General features: G+C 60.4%; 16 protein-coding genes. 11 read left to right on the forward strand and 5 right to left on the reverse strand.

The window, feature by feature from the left end; genetic code table 11:
• Positions 1-10: 10 nt before the first annotated feature.
• Complete coding sequence (cadR, locus tag GSQ93_RS05215) at positions 11-442, forward strand: Cd(II)/Pb(II)-responsive transcriptional regulator (protein ID WP_158934527.1); 432 nt, start codon at positions 11-13, stop codon at positions 440-442.
• Between the two features lie 92 nt (positions 443-534).
• On the opposite strand, the gene GSQ93_RS05220 is transcribed toward cadR, so the two are convergent.
• The 3 genes from GSQ93_RS05220 to GSQ93_RS05230 form a co-directional block, all read right to left on the reverse strand.
• Positions 535-1,338, reverse strand: a complete 804-nt coding sequence (locus tag GSQ93_RS05220; protein WP_158934528.1) for an aldo/keto reductase — start codon at positions 1,336-1,338, stop codon at positions 535-537.
• A 54-nt stretch (positions 1,339-1,392) separates the two neighbouring features.
• Positions 1,393-2,127: a glutathione S-transferase gene (locus tag GSQ93_RS05225; RefSeq protein WP_158934529.1), complete on the reverse strand. Its 735-nt coding sequence runs from the start codon at positions 2,125-2,127 to the stop codon at positions 1,393-1,395.
• Positions 2,128-2,294: 167 nt separating this feature from the next.
• The gene (locus GSQ93_RS05230; protein ID WP_158934530.1) at positions 2,295-3,380 is read right to left on the reverse strand and encodes a YeiH family protein; all 1,086 of its coding nucleotides are present in this window, start codon (positions 3,378-3,380) and stop codon (positions 2,295-2,297) included.
• Between the two features lie 106 nt (positions 3,381-3,486).
• Between GSQ93_RS05230 and GSQ93_RS05235 the strand changes: the two genes are divergently transcribed.
• The 8 genes from GSQ93_RS05235 to GSQ93_RS05270 all read left to right on the forward strand — a co-directional run bounded on the left by GSQ93_RS05235 (position 3,487) and on the right by GSQ93_RS05270 (position 11,217).
• Positions 3,487-4,377, forward strand: coding sequence for a LysR substrate-binding domain-containing protein (locus GSQ93_RS05235; RefSeq protein WP_158934531.1), 891 nt, complete (start codon positions 3,487-3,489; stop codon positions 4,375-4,377).
• A gap of 224 nt (positions 4,378-4,601) precedes the next feature.
• Positions 4,602-5,402, forward strand: a complete 801-nt coding sequence (locus GSQ93_RS05240) for a sugar phosphate isomerase/epimerase (protein WP_158934635.1) — start codon at positions 4,602-4,604, stop codon at positions 5,400-5,402.
• A gap of 55 nt (positions 5,403-5,457) precedes the next feature.
• Positions 5,458-6,459: a sugar kinase gene (locus GSQ93_RS05245; protein ID WP_158934532.1), complete on the forward strand. Its 1,002-nt coding sequence runs from the start codon at positions 5,458-5,460 to the stop codon at positions 6,457-6,459.
• 56 nt (positions 6,460-6,515) lie between these two features.
• Entirely contained in the window at positions 6,516-7,814 is a 1,299-nt protein-coding gene (locus GSQ93_RS05250) for an MFS transporter (RefSeq protein WP_158934533.1), read from the forward strand.
• Positions 7,815-7,859: 45 nt separating this feature from the next.
• Positions 7,860-8,828: an NAD(P)-dependent oxidoreductase gene (locus GSQ93_RS05255; RefSeq protein ID WP_158934534.1), complete on the forward strand. Its 969-nt coding sequence runs from the start codon at positions 7,860-7,862 to the stop codon at positions 8,826-8,828.
• A 79-nt stretch (positions 8,829-8,907) separates the two neighbouring features.
• Positions 8,908-9,999 carry a LacI family DNA-binding transcriptional regulator gene (locus tag GSQ93_RS05260; RefSeq protein ID WP_158934535.1) on the forward strand — a complete coding sequence of 364 codons (1,092 nt, stop codon included), beginning with the start codon at positions 8,908-8,910 and terminating at the stop codon, positions 9,997-9,999.
• Between the two features lie 20 nt (positions 10,000-10,019).
• Complete coding sequence (locus GSQ93_RS05265; protein ID WP_158934536.1) at positions 10,020-10,847, forward strand: YhfC family intramembrane metalloprotease; 828 nt, start codon at positions 10,020-10,022, stop codon at positions 10,845-10,847.
• A 1-nt stretch (position 10,848) separates the two neighbouring features.
• A complete protein-coding gene (locus GSQ93_RS05270; RefSeq protein ID WP_089163775.1) occupies positions 10,849-11,217 on the forward strand; it encodes a DUF3022 domain-containing protein in 369 nt (122 codons plus the stop codon).
• A 47-nt stretch (positions 11,218-11,264) separates the two neighbouring features.
• On the opposite strand, the gene GSQ93_RS05275 is transcribed toward GSQ93_RS05270, so the two are convergent.
• Positions 11,265-11,702: a PGDYG domain-containing protein gene (locus GSQ93_RS05275; protein ID WP_158934537.1), complete on the reverse strand. Its 438-nt coding sequence runs from the start codon at positions 11,700-11,702 to the stop codon at positions 11,265-11,267.
• Positions 11,703-11,911: 209 nt separating this feature from the next.
• Positions 11,912-12,436, reverse strand: a complete 525-nt coding sequence (locus GSQ93_RS05280; RefSeq protein WP_158934538.1) for a Spy/CpxP family protein refolding chaperone — start codon at positions 12,434-12,436, stop codon at positions 11,912-11,914.
• 391 nt (positions 12,437-12,827) lie between these two features.
• Here GSQ93_RS05280 and GSQ93_RS05285 point away from each other — a divergent pair, with 391 nt between their 5' ends.
• Together GSQ93_RS05285 and GSQ93_RS05290 are read left to right on the forward strand one after the other, a co-directional pair.
• A complete protein-coding gene (locus GSQ93_RS05285) occupies positions 12,828-13,289 on the forward strand; it encodes an Lrp/AsnC family transcriptional regulator (protein WP_031356349.1) in 462 nt (153 codons plus the stop codon).
• Between the two features lie 173 nt (positions 13,290-13,462).
• A complete protein-coding gene (locus GSQ93_RS05290; RefSeq protein ID WP_158934539.1) occupies positions 13,463-14,572 on the forward strand; it encodes a saccharopine dehydrogenase family protein in 1,110 nt (369 codons plus the stop codon).
• The last annotated feature ends 98 nt before the right edge of the window (positions 14,573-14,670 follow it).

The raw sequence follows: 14,670 nt of genomic DNA on the forward strand, positions 1-14,670 counted from the left end.
AGCTCAAGCAATGAAAATCGGTGAATTGGCCAAAATGGCTCAGTGCACGACTGAAACCATCCGCTTTTACGAGAAAGAAGGCTTGATGCCGCAGGCCGGCCGGACAGATTCGAATTACCGGAATTACACGGAGGCGCACGCGGAACGTCTGCGGTTTATCCGCAATTGCCGGGCACTGGACATGACGCATGACGAGATCCGCCATCTGCTCAGCGCGACCGATGCGCCTGGCGAACCGTGCGGTTCAATCAATTCGCTCGTCGATGAACACATTCTTCATGTAGACAGGCGGATCGACGAATTGACGCAACTCAAGTTGCAACTGGTTGCGTTGAGGGGCCAATGCACGACGGAAGAATCGGCGACGGACTGTGGCATTGTCCAGGCGCTTTCAACGGACAACGTCGCGCCTGCACGCGAGAAGCGGACCCATTTGGGCTGAGTAGCGGAGCGGAGCGGAGCGACCGGGGTCTGACAACCCGGCCTCGTCATACCGAAGCCGGGTTGTGTTCTTCGTTTCGTTAAACTACTCAATCACCACTTCGGCGCAAACGGTGGCTTTGCATTTCGCTGGCCTTCGTCGAGCGCATCGATCTTCGCGATATCGTCGGCATCCAGTCTGACCTTTTGCGAGTCCCAGTTGAGTTCTTGATGTTCTGGATTCGTCGATGCCGACAGCACCACGATATCGCGCGACAGCAGCCACGCAAATGTCACCTGAGCGGGCGTCACGCCATGCTTCTTGGCGATGGCAGCCAACGTAGGATCCTTGTGCGCGCGCCCTTCGCCCAGCGGCATATACGCGGTCACTTTCACGCCGAGCTTCTGCGTGGCCTCGACCAGCTTGCGGTTCGCGAGGAACGGGCTGATTTCGAACTGGTTCGTCACAATGCCCTCGCCACCGGGCGCGTTCAACGCTTCCTCAAGCAACGGCACGGTAAAGTTCGACACGCCGAAATGACGAATCAACTGCTGCTTCTGCGCGTCCTGAAAGCCCGCAATCGACTCGGTGATTGGCACCACGCTATCCGGCGAGGGCCAGTGAACCAGTGCGAGATCGATCGTGCCGATGTTCAGCTTCTTGTGGCTTTCCACGAGGCTTTTCACCACGTCGTCACGACGCAGCCGGTCGTGCCAGACCTTTGTCGTCACCCAAATATCGTCGCGCGGAACGAGCGAATCGCGCACGCCTTTACCGACGGCTTCTTCGTTCTTGTAGAGCTGCGCGGTATCGATATGGCGATACCCCAGTTGCAGCGCGCTCGTGACAGACTTGGCGGTTTTCTCCGCGTCCACGCGAAAGGTGCCGAGTCCGAAGGAGGGAATTGTTTCGATCATCTGATGCTCCTTTTGAATACGTTTATCCGATACAGACCGGCCGGTTCAGGGATCCTAGGCATCCTGATCCAGTTCCGGGTAATGACGGAAGATGCCGGATTCGTTGAATGGAAGCCGGCGTTCCGAGTCCACATAAGCGGCGATATTCGGTCGCTCAAGCACGGCATCGTGCAATGCCGCCACGCGCGGATACAGGCTGCCGAATTTTTTCATCGCGCGGGGAAAGGCGTAGTGCAGGCCGTCAACAAGTTGAAATATTGACAGATCCACGTACGTGGTCGTGTTGCCGATCATCTGTTTATCGCCGTGAGGATTCTGCGCTAGCACCCGCTCGAAATAGCCGATGAACTTCGGAACCCGGTTCTCGATGAAATCCTTCGAGCGCTGCTTCGCGGCGTCCTTCTGGTCTTCGTAATACAACCCGCTCGCTAGCGGATGATGGGTGTCGTGGACCTCGGTCACCACGTCCGCGATCGTCAACTGCAAGCCGTGCGCGACATAACGCAGGCTTTCGTCCTTCGGCGCGAGACCGAGCTTCGGCGCGAGATACTGCAGGATATTCGCCACGTGCGGCACCATCAGTTCGCCATCCTTCAGAAATGGGGGCGCGAAAGGAATGTGCGGCTCGGTCTTGCTGTTGATGATCTTCATCATGGCGGCGGTGCCTTGCCCATCCTTCTTCGCGCCGCGTGCAACGTCGACGTACTCGGCGCCGGCGTCTTCCAGCGCGAGCCGGACGAATTCCCCCCGGCCTTGAAGACCATCCCAGTAATATAGTTCGTAGGCCATCGGCAATATCCTCGCGGTGTGATTGCTGGAAACCCAAAGACAAGAGGGTAGCAACACGCGTGCCGTTGCGCTTGGATGGCGTGGACATCGCACTTGTAATGCCACTGGAAAGTAAAAGCCCCGCATGCGGGGCTTTTGTCTTCATGCAAGCGGCACCTCTACGAACCTTACCCGAGCAAGCGCTCTACGCCCATGGTTATTGCGAGTCCTCCCCCAATCAGCCAGGCATAGACGATCGCTCCAGTCACCAGCGCGCGTGGTCCCGCCTGGCGAATTTGCGCGATGCGCGTTTCGATACCCAGTGCAGTCATCGCCATGGTCAACGCGAAGGTATCGAGCGTGTTCAGCGTGTGGGTAGCGGAACCCGGCAAAACGTGCAACGAATTCACGATAACAAGCGCAAGGAAGCCGAGCGCGAACCAGGGAATGGCCAGCTTGCGCTTCGTGCCGCTGCCGTCGGTTTGAGCGTTGTTACGCGAGCGGTTCACCCACATGCCGATCACGAGCAGCACCGGGACGAGCAGCATCACACGTGTCATTTTCACGATAGTCGCGATATGCGTCGCTTCCGGGCTCACGTTGCTGGCCGCGCCCACCACCTGCGCCACTTCGTGGATCGTGCCGCCGAAAAACAGGCCGACGCCCAGCGTGTCCAGATGCAGCCAGCCGAGGTGCAGCGCGAGCGGATAGAGGAACATGGAAAGCGTGCCGAACAGCACGACGCTGCCCACCGCCATCGCGCTCTTATGCGGCTCGGATTGCAGCGTCGATTCGAATGCAAGCACCGCCGCGGCGCCGCAGATCGCGCTGCCGGCTGCGGTCAGCAATGCCGTATCGCGGTCGAGCTTCATCAGCTTCATGCCCGCCCATGTGCCGATGGCGAGCGTGCTCACCACCACCAGTACCGACACCGTCAGCCCAGGCAGTCCGACCTGAGCGATTTCCTGCAGGCTCACGCGCAGCCCGAAGAAAGCGACTGCGATACGCAGTAGTTTGCGAGCGGAGAAGTTCACGCCCGACGCCCAGCTTTCCGGCATGCCATCACGCAGCGCATTACCGTAAATAGCGCCGCCAACAATGCCGACGATCAGCGGACTGAGTCCCAGATTCGCGATAAACGGCAGCGCGGCGAGTTGCGTGACGGCGGCGGCAAAGAGCGCGACAAACAAAATGCCGTTGAGTTGACCGCGCGTTTGACCAAGTGGAGCGGTTGGGGCCGGACGAGATGCGACAGGAGTGGCGAGGGTATTCACGGTTTTTCCGTTTTGGTTCGATGTGGCAATCCTATATTTGATATATCGATATGAGAAATCGTCATTTAGGATGTAAACTATCCGTTCAGCCGATAGTTGAACGCCAATGACCGCAGACCAGCTTATAACTTTCGCCACCGTCGCCGAGCACGCCAACATTAGCCGGGCAGCGCTCGCGCTGCATTTGTCGCAGCCGGCCGTGTCCGGGCAACTGCGCCAGTTGCAGGACGAATTCGGCGAGCCTTTGTACCAGCGCGCCGGCCGCGGCATCCGGCTAACCGCCGCCGGCGAACAGCTCGCGGTTTATGCCACGCGCATCCGCGAGACCGTCGGGCAGGCGCACGCCTACCGGAATGCGCTACGGGGGCTTGAGCGCGGCACGCTGAGGATTGGCGCGAGCACGACGCCAGCGAGTTACCTGCTGCCTTATCTGATCGCGGAGTTTCATCGGCAGCATCCGGATGTGACGGTGCACACGATCGACGGGAATACGACTGAGATTGTTGCTGCGCTGGATTCGCTGGATATAGCGATGATCGAAGGGCCGGTGGGCGCCGATCTGCCGCCGGGAACCGAAGTCACGGCGTGGCGCGAGGACGAGATCGTGGCGATTGCGCCGAGCGGCCATCCGCTGGCGGCTGCCTCCGGCGGGGTGACACTGGAAGCGGTATGCGCTCATTCGCTGGTTTTGCGCGAGGGCGGGTCGGGCGTGCGCCAACTGGTCGAGCGCGCGTGCGCCCGGGCCGGCGTGCCAATGCGGGTGGCGCTGGAGATCGCGGGCGTGGAGGGCGTGAAGGAAGCGGTGCGGGCGGGGATGGGGATAGGATTTGTATCGGCGATGTCCATGCGCCATGAGGACGGCGCGCTGCAGCGTTTGCGAATCGGGCCGGAGCCGTTGACGCGGCGGTTTTCGATCCTGATGCCACATGGCGCGGCGGCGTCGCGGGCGGCGGCGAGCTTTTACGCGCTTTGCGTGGCGGATGGGGTTGAAAAGTGATGCCTCGCCCGGATTCACAGCCTCGAGCACCCCAACTTTCCATCGGCGCGAGCAAATCGCCCATCCTTAGGGAATTCCAGAATAGCGTCCCTTGATCCCCAGGCGCATGATGCGAAATCATTCCGACGCAATACGCGTCTTTTTTGAAATTCGTTCTTGGAACCGGTTCCATTGGCCGGTTAAAGGCAAATTCCACTGTGGAACACGGTAAATCTGGAAATCTGATCAAAAATACCCGGGCTAACGCAAACGTCCCGGTCGTGATTGTGGCGAGCGCATTTGGCGCGGAAACGATCCGCCGCGACGGCCACGCAACCTGGGCGGAAACCGCGGCAAAAGCAGGCGCGGCCGGTTTCGAAGTCCGTCGCGAATTGTTTTCCTATCAGGCCCAATCGCAGCCTGCTGCCTTGTACGAACTCGGTCAGCGAATCCGGGCGGCCGGCATCTGGCCCGTCTATTCCACGCCCGCGACGCTTTTCGACGAAACCGGCGCCCTCGACGAATGCGCGATGGAGCAGACGCTGGACGAAGCGGCTGCGCTCGATGCGCGTATCGTCAAATTTCAGCTCGGCGGGTCAGAGAGCGCCGGCGCGGCGACGGATTCAGCGACGCTCGATCGCCTGATCGCCGGGATCCGGAATTCCAAGGCGCAGATCGTCGTCGAGAACGGTCAACTGCAAGCGGGCGGTACGATCGATGCGTTCTCCGCGTTGTTCGACGCCCTGGAAAATCACTCACACACGCTCTCGATGACCTTCGATACCGGCAACTGGCGATGGGTGCAGCAAGATCCGCTCGAAGCGGCGCAGCGCCTGGCCAAATACGTGGGTTACGTGCACTGCAAGGCGGTGGAGGGTGAAGGCGCGCGACGTTTTGCAACGGCTCCCGCGACGGATGACGCTTACCTCGCCGCGTTGCTGGCTTACTTGCCGGCTCACGTCCCGCGCGGTATTGAATTTCCATTCGATCAAAACAATCTCGCCGCCGACGCTGCACGCTACGTCAAACAACTTGCATCGGCTTGAAAGTCGGCCTGAAATCGGCCTGAATGCCCCCTCAATGAATGACGAAGGACCGCTTATGAAAACCCCTCTCGATGTCGTGACCTACGGCGAAGCCATGACGATGTTCGTCGCCGCCGAGACCGGCGATCTCGCGAAGGTCGGCCAGTTCACCAAGCGCGTGGCCGGCGCGGATCTGAACGTCGCGATCGGCTTGTCAAGGCTCGGTTTCCGGGTCGGCTGGATGAGCCGCGTGGGCCACGATTCATTCGGCCAATACGTACTCGATGTGCTCGCGAAGGAAGGAATCGACGCAGGTTGCGTGACGATCGACGAACGTTATCCGACTGCTTTCCAGCTCAAATCGAAGAATGACGATGGTAGCGATCCGGCGATCGAATATTTCCGCAAAGGCTCGGCGGCGAGCCATTTATCGCTCGATGATTATGTAGCCGATTACGTGCTGGGCGCGCGCCACTTGCACCTGACGGGCGTTGCACCGGCCATCTCGGCGACCTCGCGTGAGCTGGCATTCCATATGGCACGGGAGATGCGTAAATCCGGCAAGACCATTTCCTTCGATCCGAACCTGCGGCCGACGCTTTGGCCGTCGCGCGAAGCGATGGCGGAGGCGTTGAACGCGCTCGCCGCGCTGGCCGACTGGGTGATGCCGGGTGTCAGCGAAGGCAAGATCCTGACAGGTTTCTCGAAGCCCGAGGACATCGCGCGTTTCTATCTGGATCAGGGTGCGAAGGGCGTGGTGGTCAAGCTCGGTGCGCATGGCGCGTACTTCCGGACCGCGGATAACGACGAGGGCACGGTGCCGGCGATCCCTGTCAAAAATGTCGTCGATACGGTCGGCGCGGGAGATGGTTTCGCCGTCGGCGTAGTGAGCGCGCTGCTGGAAGGACGCGACGTACGGCACGCGCTGACGCGCGGCAACCGCATCGGCGCACTGGCGATCCAGGTGATTGGCGATAGCGAAGGCCTGCCGACCCGCAGCGAACTCGATGCGCTGGAACAAGCGGGCGGCAACGGGACGCAAACCAGCACCGCGCCGCTTTATAGAGACGCTTCATAGCGCCTTGATAGCCCCTCAGCAATCACATAGAAAACGAGCCAAGGACGGAGACAATCATGCAGCCAGCCAGTGCCAATAACAGTAAGCCAGCGCTCGCGGTGCGCCGCTGGTGGACGATCATGCCGATCGTGTTCATCACCTACAGCCTCGCGTATCTCGACCGTGCGAACTTCGGCTTCGCTTCGGCGGCCGGTATCAACCACGATCTCGGCATCAGCAAGGGGCTGGCATCGCTGATCGGCGCGTTGTTTTTCCTCGGTTATTTCTTCTTCCAGATTCCCGGCGCGATCTACGCGGAACGTCGCAGTGTGAAGAAGCTCGTGTTCGTCAGCCTGATCCTGTGGGGCGGGTGCGCCGCGCTGACCGGCGTGGTTACCAACATTCCATCGTTGATGGTGCTGCGTTTCATGCTCGGGGTCGTCGAAGCGGCCGTGATGCCCGCGATGCTGATCTTCATCTCCAACTGGTTCACGAAATCCGAGCGCTCGCGCGCCAACACCTTCCTGATCCTGGGCAACCCGGTGACGGTGCTGTGGATGTCGGTGGTATCGGGTTATCTCATCAATTCATTCGGCTGGCGCCACATGTTCGTGGTGGAGGGCGCACCGGCCATCATCTGGGCGGTGATCTGGTGGTTTATCGTGCAGGACAAGCCGGCGCAAGTTCAATGGCTTTCCGAGCAGGAAAAACGCGATCTGGACAATACGCTGCGCGCGGAACAAGCAGCGATCAAACCGGTCAAGAACTATGGCGAGGCGTTCAAGTCGCCCGCGGTGATCAAGCTGTCCGCGCAATATTTCTGCTGGAGCATCGGCGTGTACGGCTTCGTGTTGTGGCTGCCGTCGATCCTCAAGAACGCGTCCACGTTCGGCATGGTCGAGACCGGGTGGCTGTCGGCCGTGCCTTATCTCGCGGCAACTATTGCGATGATCGCGGCGTCTTGGGCGTCGGACAAACTCGAGCGCCGCAAGTTGTTCGTGTGGCCGTTCCTGCTGATCGGCGCGTTCGCTTTTGCGGGATCGTACCTGCTTGGATCGACGAGTTTCTGGGGCTCTTATGCGCTGCTCGTGATCGCGGGCGCCGCCATGTATGCGCCTTACGGCCCGTTCTTTGCGATCGTGCCCGAGTTGTTGCCGAAGAATGTGGCGGGCGGCGCAATGGCGCTGATCAACAGCATGGGCGCGCTTGGATCGTTCGTCGGCTCGTATGTGGTCGGATATTTGAACGGCGCGACGGGGTCGCCGGCAGCGTCGTATGTCTTCATGAGCGCCGCGCTGGTGGCGGCCGTCATACTGACGCTGATCGTGAAACCGCAGCCGGTCGCACCCGCCGCCAAACTGGCCACACGTGCTTGAGATAATTGAGGCACCAACCTTCTTGACCCCACAGGACCTGTTTCGATGAAAAAGAAAATCGTCGCGTATAAGCCGTTGCCCGCGGACGTGCTTGCATACCTTCAGGAACACGCGGACGTTACGACCGTCGACCCGAAGCAGCACGACGCGTTCGTTGCAGCGTTGAAAGATGCCGATGGAGCGATCGGTGCGAGCACGCAGATTACGCCCGCCATGCTCGAAGGGGCAACGAGGCTGAAGGCGTTGGCGACGGTTTCCGTGGGTTTCGATGCCTTCGATATCGCCGACCTGAACAAGCGCGGCATCGTGCTCACGAACACGCCGGACGTGCTGACGGAATCGACCGCGGATACGGTCTTCGCCTTGATCCTGGCAAGCGCGCGCCGCGTGGTGGAACTTGCTGAATGGGTGAAGGCGGGCAAGTGGACGAAGAGCATTGGCGAAGAGTCTTTTGGTGTCGATGTCCAGGGCAAGACGCTTGGTATTATCGGGCTGGGACGGATTGGCGGTGCAGTGGCGCGGCGCGCTTCGCTTGGCTTCCGCATGAATGTGCTGTACACGAACCGCAGCTCGAATGCGCAGGCTGAACGCGACTATGGCGCGAAGAAAGTCGATCTGGACGAGTTGCTCGCCACTTCGGATTTCGTGTTGCTGCAAGTGCCGCTGACTGCTGAAACGCGCAACCTGATCGGCGCCGAGCAGCTGAAAAAAATGAAGCGCAGCGCGATCCTGATCAACGCGTCACGCGGACCGACGGTGGATGAAGATGCGCTGATCCAAGCATTGCAGGACGGCACGATCCTCGGTGCGGGCCTCGATGTGTTCGTGAACGAGCCGCTGCCTGCCGACTCGCCGTTGCTCAAGATGAAGAACGTCGTGGCGCTGCCGCATATTGGCTCGGCCACGCACGAAACCCGCCACGCGATGAACAAGAACGCCGCGGAGAACCTGATCGGCGCGTTGAATGGCACGCTGACGAACAACATGGTGAATCCGGAAGCATTGAAGCGCTGAGCGGGTTGAAGCCAAGCTCGCTGCATTGAACAAAGCGCGCCTTGGCGCGCTTTGTTTTTATCGGATGTCGAACGAGAACATGGCAAGAGACAACTTTTCGAATGACCGGCGCGCGACCATCACCGACGTCGCGCGTGAAGCCGGCACCGGCAAGACCAGCATTTCGCGTTATCTGAACGGCGAGACAGGCGTGTTGTCGACGGAATTGCGCGAGCGCATAGAGGAGGCGATCGCGAAGCTCGATTACCGCCCGAACCAGATGGCACGCGGGCTGAAACGCGGCCGCAACCGGCTGGTCGGGATGCTGGTCGCAGACCTGACGAATCCTTACACCGTCGAGGTGCTGCAGGGCGTGGAAGCAGCCTGTCACGCGTATGGTTATATGCCGCTGATCTGCCACGCGGCGAACGAGGTCGATCTGGAGCAGCGATACCTCCAGCTGCTGAGCACGTATCGCGTGGAGGGCGTGATTGTGAATGCGCTCGGCGTGAAGGAGGAGACGCTGGAAACGCTCGCTCGCGGCGGTGTGCCGGTCGTGCTGGTGGACCGCTCGGTCGAAGGGCTCGTGACCGATATGGTCGGGCTGGACAACACGGAAGCGGTACGGATGGCGATCCATCATCTGGTGAGCCAGGGTTTCGATGAACTGCTGTTTGTCGTCCAGCCATACGCGCAGGTCAGCTCGCGACGCGTGCGCGAAGCGGCATTTCGTGACACTATCGGCGCGCTCGGCGTTTCTGGCGTTTCCGGAGTGTCAGGCGCCACGATCGTGCTCGATCTGGATAATGACGAAACCCTCGCCGAAATTGATGCGCGTATCAACGCCGCGCATCGGCAGAATCGAAACGTGGCGCTGTTCGCGGCGAATGCACCGGTGGCGTTGCGGGTCGCGCTGCATCTGAAGGAGCTTCATGGCGCTGACTGGCAGCGGCAAGTGGCGCTGATGAGTATCGATGACTCCGAGTGGGCCGAGCTCGCCGGCATGACGACCGTGCGCCAGCCGACCTATACCATAGGCGAGCGCGCCGTCGAGTTCCTGCATGAGCGCATAGAAGGCGCGGTTGTGGCGGCGCGAGAATGCCTTCTGCCGGGCGAACTGATCGTGCGGACATCGACATCGGCATCGAGTTCGACACTAAGGTCTGCACCAACACATAACGGCGGCACATAGTTTTTGAGGAAATTTAATTAATGGTAAGTGCCTTGACGCTGGTCTGTCTCACCATCGCGACGTTGCTGATTGCCGCGTTGCCCATCTGGTTGTATCGCAAGACGAAACCGCGGTTTGGCTTCGAGCGTCGTGACGTGATTGTCGGGATCGCCGTCTTCGCCCTATTTTCGATGGTGATCGAACGCGGTCTGCACGGACTCGTCCTGAGCAACGCGACCACGGTCGGCCTGCTGATGAATCCGGCCATTTTCGTGATCTACGGCGCGCTTGCCACGGGCATCTGCGAGGAAGTCGGGCGCTACGCGGGCATGAAATGGCTAATCAAGCGCGATCCCGCTTCATTGCAACGCCCGGGCACGGCACTGGGCTATGGAATCGGCCATGGCGGCGCGGAAGCTTGGCTTGTCGGCGTGCTGGTGCAACTGCAGTGGATCCTCTACGCGCTGCTTGCCGATCGCGGCATGCTCGATCAATATTTCACGAGCGTCCCGGCCGAGTCACTGCTGCGGCTGCATGCCGTGCTCGGCAGTCTCGCGCCGGAATCCGCCGCGTTGTTCCTGGTCGAGCGGGCAGCGGCGTTTGTGTTCCAGGTGGGATTGTCGGTGGCAATGTGGCACATGCTGCGTGAGCGTTTCCGCTTCACGCTGCCGTTCATGATCGTCGCGCACGCGCTGATCGCGTTGCCGGTCGCGCTGTATCAGGCGCGCTTGATTCCGCTGCTCGCCGCCGACGCCGTGTATCTCGTGTTCGGCTTAATCGTGATGCGTGCGCTGCGGCGCTATTTCCTGGGCGTGGCGGCCGCTGCGAATCGAGCGGCGCGCACGGCGCGTGTAGAGGCCGGAGACTGAGATGGACGACGAATATCAATACGACTGCCCGAGCGCCGATATTGAATTGCTGGCGCGCGTGGTCAGCGACCTGTTCCCGGAGCAGACGCAATTCTCCGAGCGACCGGGTGACGACGGCCAGCTTTCGCTCGTGATTCATTACGTGGCAATGCGCTTTGGCGCAACGGCGCGCCGCATAGCTATCGATATCCGCTTCGATCCCGCCGCGCTCGCGCGTTACCGGGCGATGCCGCCGCGTTTGCACGCGCGCAGTTATGCGGTGTTGCGCGCCTATGTGGAAGCCACGCTCGGTTCGCTCGAGGAGATGTATGCGGGTGGGGAAACCGTGCCGCGCACGGTGGAGATCGATATAGGCGAAGATTTTGCGTGAGGCTGGGCACAGAGTAGCCCGGCCTTGCGTTGCCTGCGCGCTTACGCTTATGAAACGCGCTTATAAACCTTCGCGAAACGGGCTGCCTTGACTACGCCGTAGTCGCCCGGCGCGTATTGCATGACCCAGTCGCCGGCTTCGCCGTGAAGCACATCGCCGGCTTCAGAACGCGCGATTGAAAACACTTCTTGCATTTGCTTCGCGAGGACTGCGACCGGCACGTTCCGGTACGCACCGGCATGGCCATGCGTGACGCCGTCGTGCGCCGCGTACTTTGCATCGAACCGATCCCGCGATACCACCCAGCGCTCGCCGGTAGCGCCCGTGATCAAGGCGTCGCCGGGAGCAAAGCGGTTCGGGCCTTCCAGGCTCATCAGCGAGCCGGGTTCTTCAGCAAACTGGACCGCGACCGTTTCGTCTTTCACTACGCGATGCGCGGCGGGGTCGGCGGTGAGGTCGAGGTGAGTAAGGGTGATGGGTGTCATGCGAATTGGGTGGCAGCACTGAAACGTTAATGATCCGGGATCGTAACGCCTAGCTCAGTATTATGCATACCGCAATGTGAAAGCGCCCGCATCGAAACCACGATGCGAGCACTTTTTCATGGGACTGATCCCCCCGCTTAAGCCATGCAACCAGACGCAAAGCTCAGTCCCGTCTAGCCCAGCCTTCAGATCAGGCCGTTACCGCAAGCTCAGGGCTTGGTGGTCGATGCACCGTCTGCCGCGGCTGCCGGCGCCTTGCGATGCGGAGCACGGCCTTTATGCGCGCCCGGCTTGCCCGACTGGTGGAAGCTGGCGTCGGCGAGTTTCTTCTGCTCGGGTGAAAGGCTAGCGTACAGCGGCTCGAAGGCATCGACCAGATGCTTCGTACCGTCCGCGTGCGCTTGCGTGATTTGCTCGTACTGCTTCATGTCGTCGAGCGCGCTCGTGTTGTCGCCCAGCGCCATGCGTTGACGGTACAGATCGCCCATTGTGTGGCCGTTGTCGCGCATGACGTCCGCGAACTTGTTCCATTGCTCGTCCTGCGCAGGAGTGATCTTGAGCTTGGCATGCAGTTCCGAAATGCGTTGCTCGACGCGTGCTTCACGCGCCTGGCCACGGGCCGTATCCGGTGCCGATGCGCCTGCGGGCGCAGCGGGCGCTGCAGGAGCGGACGATTGGGCGAAAGCCGTGGAAAGGGCCAGCGAGGCAGCCAATGCAACGAATGTTTTTTTCATGGGTGACACCTTGGGTCCATTGAGAAGGGGCAAGCAATACACGGCAAAGATAACGTGTGATGTTTGGCCGACGCCGCTATTAATATCACGTTAGCACGCGGCGTTGCTCTGGTTGCCACAACTGCTTACAACCGATACGTCTGCGAAAAAAAACGCCTTGAGGGCGTAATCCCGGGGCAAGCCGGTTTCGCAGCCGTAGGAGTGTAACCAACAAGCGAGGGCAGCCGCAGTTTGATGCGCTCGTGGTTTAATCGCTTTGCATGTTTCATGCATTTGTCACGCGCATCAAGTCCTGCATGACGTCGTGCATGAAGTCGTGCATGAAGTCGCGTATGACCTCATGCCGTTCTTTCGATGGCTTAAACAAAATTAAACAAAAGGATCACGCCCCATGCGACCGCCGCGCCTTGATCAGCTCGACGATATCGACCGGAACCTTGTCGCGTCTTTGCAGGTGAACGCCCGTGAAAGCGTGTCCGAACTTGCGCGTCAACTCGGCATTGCACGCACGACGGTGATCGCGCGGCTTGCGCGCCTTGAGAAGACCGGCGTGATAGCAGGATATGGCGTGCGGCTCGGACAAGACGTGCTCGATGCCAGTATCCAGGCCTACGTGGGCATCAAACTGGCGCCGAAGTATGGCCGCGATGTGCAGAAGCGCTTCGCCAGGATGCCCGAGATGCAACTGCTCTGTGCAGTGAGCGGCGAGTTCGATTATGTCGCGTGGCTGCGGGCGGATTCCCCGGACCGGCTGAACGATCTGCTCGATGAAATCGGTGGTCTGGAAGGCGTTGAACGCACAACGACCTCGATCATTCTTGCGCGCAAGGTGGATCGTGGCGGCCTGGGTTAAAAGCCTCATTCGGCGAGGTTAGCGGAGTGATTTCATGCAATTTGTCGTGTGAAGTCGTCAAAACGTCGAAATTGATAGTCGATTCGCATCATTTTGTGTCTTTTATCAATATTCATGCGCTCCTAAACTGGGGATCGGAGATTGCCTCTCGACCGCCCATCCAGGAGATAAACATGAAAATTGCCCTCATCGGCGCCGGCCTGATTGGCCAGAGCATTGCTCATTTACTGCGTGAAACCGGCGACTACGACGTGGTCGTTTTCGACCGCGATGCCCACGCGCTCGAACTGCTTGAAGCGCAGGGTATTTCCACCCGCCGCGTCGATTCCGCCGATGCGAATGCGCTGCGTCTCGCGCTGCAAGGCTTCGACGCACTCCTCAACGCGATGCCGTATTACCTCGCCGTGACCGTCGCAACGGCGGCGAAAGCGGCCGGCGTTCATTACTTCGACCTGACCGAAGACGTGCGGGCGACGCACGCGATCCGCGAAATCGCCGACAATTCCAGCCACGCGTTCATGCCGCAATGCGGCCTGGCGCCGGGGTTCATCGGTATCGTGGCGCACGATCTGGCGAAGCGCTTTGCCGAGGTACGCGAGGTCAAGATGCGGGTTGGCGCATTGCCTGAGTTCCCGACCAACGCGTTGAAATACAACCTGACCTGGAGCATTGATGGCTTGATCAACGAGTATTGCCAGCCGTGCGAGGCTATCCGCGAAGGCAGTACGCAGTGGGTGCAGCCGCTGGAAGGGCTGGAGCATTTTTCGCTCGATGGCACCGAGTACGAGGCGTTCAATACATCGGGCGGCCTTGGTACGCTGTGCGAAACGCTGGCCGGCAAGGTGGAAACGCTGGATTACAAGTCAGTGCGTTATCCCGGGCATCGCGAGCTGATGAAATTCCTGCTCGACGACTTGCGCATGTCGAGTGATCGTGACGGATTGAAGGCGATGTTGCGGCGTGCCGTACCGGCTACGGTGCAGGACGTGGTGCTGGTCTTCGTCACTGCTACGGGGATGCGCGACGGGCGCCTTATGCAAGATGTATTCACGCGGAAGATCTTCGCGAAGAATATATGCGGCGTGCCAATGAGCGCGATCCAGATCACGACCGCCGGCGCGATCTGCGCGGAACTCGATCTGTTCCGTGAAGGCGTGTTGCCGCAGAGCGGTTTCATCCGGCAGGAACAGGTGCCGCTGGAAGCGTTCCTGGCGAACCGGTTCGGACAGTTGTACGAAGGCGCGAGCACGCTGGGCGCTGTCCGGCAACTGCAGGCCGCCTGAGATTCCTCTCGCGAGGATGCTCCGCGGTCGGCTGGTTTCGGGCGCGGGGCGATGCGAGCGGTCAACTATCTTGTTTGCTGACCAAGGACATCGGCCGG

The sequence above is a fragment of the Burkholderia sp. S171 genome (assembly GCF_009766085.1).
GTDB lineage: Bacteria > Pseudomonadota > Gammaproteobacteria > Burkholderiales > Burkholderiaceae > Caballeronia.